This window comes from Roseovarius aestuarii (assembly GCF_019966515.1).
Lineage (GTDB): Bacteria > Pseudomonadota > Alphaproteobacteria > Rhodobacterales > Rhodobacteraceae > Roseovarius > Roseovarius aestuarii.
Genome location: NZ_JAIMIB010000052.1, coordinates 1 through 2729 on the forward strand (window position 1 = coordinate 1; position 2729 = coordinate 2729).

The 2729-nt window shown below is 56.5% G+C and carries 3 protein-coding genes; all 3 read left to right on the forward strand.

Translation table 11 applies throughout. From position 1 onward, the window contains the following. Positions 1 to 343: 343 nt before the first annotated feature. Genes LC334_RS22885 through LC334_RS22895 form a run of 3 tightly spaced genes read left to right on the forward strand, consistent with a single transcriptional unit; the run spans position 344 to position 2723 of the window. The gene (locus LC334_RS22885) at positions 344 to 715 is read left to right on the forward strand and encodes an SxtJ family membrane protein (protein WP_217809144.1); all 372 of its coding nucleotides are present in this window, start codon (positions 344 to 346) and stop codon (positions 713 to 715) included. An 18-nt stretch (positions 716 to 733) separates the two neighbouring features. Then, a complete protein-coding gene (locus LC334_RS22890) occupies positions 734 to 883 on the forward strand; it encodes a DUF5989 family protein (protein ID WP_171209603.1) in 150 nt (49 codons plus the stop codon). Positions 884 to 887: 4 nt separating this feature from the next. Then, positions 888 to 2723, forward strand: a complete 1836-nt coding sequence (locus tag LC334_RS22895; protein ID WP_085802624.1) for a carbamoyltransferase family protein — start codon at positions 888 to 890, stop codon at positions 2721 to 2723. Positions 2724 to 2729 lie beyond the last annotated feature (6 nt).

The following is a 2729-nucleotide window of genomic DNA, read 5'->3' on the forward strand; positions in this document are numbered from 1 at the left end:
GTGATCAAAGATGTATTGGGGTCTTTATTTGCGCGATGTCGTGAACAATCAGATTATTTTCTGGCCATTTGAATGAATCAAGTTTTAACTCCAGTGTCGATTGAGTTTTGCCTTGATGCTTGACGGAATTGGCACGTTAGTTTGTGTTTGTGCATAGTGATCACGGGTATTGGGAATATGTGCCGGAATTTGTTTTCGATAAATTTTGACTGTTTTGCAAAGCCGCGCCGACGCGGGGCTGCCAGCTCATCTGCGATATTATCCGATGATTTCGACGCTGTTTCCGCAACGGGCTGCTGGGGGTCGCAACATGTCTGATCACGCATCCAATGTATCGGTTGAAATGGGCTCCGAGCGCAATTTCGGCGTGGTTTTTGCCATTGTGTTCGCCATTATCGCCCTGTGGCCGTTGATCGGCGGGGGCGGTATCCGGATCTGGGCGGCGACGATTGCCGTTATTTGCCTGGCCCTGGCGTTCATTGCGCCGGCTGCCCTGAAGTGGCCCAACTGGCTGTGGTTCAAGTTTGGCATGGTGCTGGGGGCGATCGTCGCGCCGGTTGTGATGGCGCTGGTTTTTCTGACGACCTTCGTGACCATTGGCGGCATCATGAGGCTTTTCGGCAAGGATCTCCTGGGGCAGAAGCTTGACCCGGAGGCGCAGACCTACTGGATCGAGCGCACCGACCTTCCAAACAGCATGAAAAACCAATTTTAAATTTGGGGGACTTCAACCATGTCTTTTGTATCTGAGCTCTGGACCTTTTTAAGGGTCCGCAAGAAGTTCTGGCTCTTCCCGGTGATATTTGTGCTGGCTTTGTTTGGCGCATTGATTGTTCTGAGCCAGGGATCTGCGGTGGCACCGTTCATCTACACGCTGTTCTGATCCGATGAGCTATATCCTTGGTATTTCTGCCCTGTATCACGACAGCGCGGCTGCTCTGATACACGATGGCGAGATCGTTGCCGCCGCGCAGGAAGAGCGTTTCAGCCGGCGCAAGCATGACTCGCGGTTTCCCCAAAACGCGGTGCATTACGTGCTGTCCGAAGCGGGTATCACCCTGGCCGACGTCGCCTCCGTGGTGTTTTACGACAAGCCGTTTCTCAAATTCGAACGTTTGCTGGAAACCTATCTCGCCACGGCGCCCAGGGGGTTTAACTCGTTTCGCAAGGCGATGCCGGTCTGGCTGCGCGAAAAGCTGTTTCTGAAGGATCTTCTGGTGCGGGAACTGCGCCAGATAGAAAGCGGGTTTTCCGGTGAGCAACTGATGTTTTCGGAACATCATTTCAGCCACGCGGCCAGCGCCTTCTACCCCTCGCCATTCGAAGAGGCGGTTGTGCTGACGCTTGACGGTGTCGGCGAGTGGGCGACGACCACGGTTGCGATGGGCAAGGGAAGCGACCTTCGGATCGACAAGGAAATACATTTCCCGCATTCTCTGGGGCTGCTCTATTCCGCCTTCACCTATTACACCGGGTTCAAGGTCAATTCCGGCGAGTACAAGGTCATGGGCCTCGCGCCCTATGGGGAGCCCAAATATAAGGCTACCATTCTGGAAAACCTGATCGATGTGAAAGAGGACGGCTCCTACAAGCTCAATCAGGCCTATTTCAATTACACCCATGGCCTGACCATGACAAATCAGGCATTCGCTGATCTTTTCGGCCAACCGGTGCGCAAACCGGAAACCGATGACCTGACGCAGTTTCACATGGATATTGCCGCATCGGTGCAGGCCGCCACCGAGGAGGTCGTGTTGCGGATGACCCGGGCGCTGGCCCGGGAATATGATTGCCCGAACCTGTGCATGGCGGGCGGCGTGGCGCTGAATTGCGTGGCCAACGGCAAGATCCTGCGTGACAGCGCCTTCAAGGATATCTGGATCCAGCCCGCCGCCGGTGATGCCGGCGGTGCATTGGGGGCGGCCCTGGGCGCCTGGCATGGCGAGATGAAAAAACCGCGGACCGTGCAGCGCGGGGATGCGATGAAGGGCGCCTATCTGGGCCCGTCCTTCGACACGCAAGAGGTCGCGGCACAGCTGGAAAAAGCGGGGGCGCGTTTCGAGATCCTGGACGATGACGAGATTATCGCGCGCACCGTCGACGCTTTGTCCGAGGAAAAGGCCGTCGGATGGTTCCAGGGGCGCATGGAGTTTGGTCCGCGCGCCTTGGGGGGGCGTTCGATCCTTGGTGATCCCCGCTCACCCTCGATGCAGAAGGTGCTTAACCTCAAGGTAAAATACCGGGAGAGTTTCCGCCCCTTCGCGCCTTCCGTGCTGCGCGAACATGTCAGCGACTGGTTCGAACTTGACTATGACAGCCCCTATATGCTGCTCGTGGCGGATGTGCATGAAAGCATCCGCCAGCAGATGTCAGACGAGGAAAGCCGCCTGTTCGGCATCGAGAAACTGAATGTAAAACGCTCGGATATTCCGGCAATCACCCATGTGGATTACTCGGCCCGCGTCCAGACCGTCCATCAGGAAACCAACCCCAAATACCACGCGCTGATTGATGCGTTTCGGGACCGCACGGGCTGTCCCGTGGTCGTTAACACCTCGTTCAATGTGCGCGGCGAGCCCATCGTCGGCTCACCCGAGGACGCCTTCCGCTGCTTCATGGGCACAGGCATCGAGGTGCTGGTCGTCGGCAACGCATTTCTCCGCAAGGAAGACCAAAATCCCGACCTCGCGGAAAACTACGAAGAAAAATACGAACTGGACTAAAGCCGG

Coding starts and splice junctions, on each gene's coding strand:
- LC334_RS22885 (WP_217809144.1), top strand. CDS start 344: ATGGGCTCCGAGCGCAATTTCGGCGTGGTTTTTGCCATTGTGTTCGCC.
- LC334_RS22890 (WP_171209603.1), top strand. CDS start 734: ATGTCTTTTGTATCTGAGCTCTGGACCTTTTTAAGGGTCCGCAAGAAG.
- LC334_RS22895 (WP_085802624.1), top strand. CDS start 888: ATGAGCTATATCCTTGGTATTTCTGCCCTGTATCACGACAGCGCGGCT.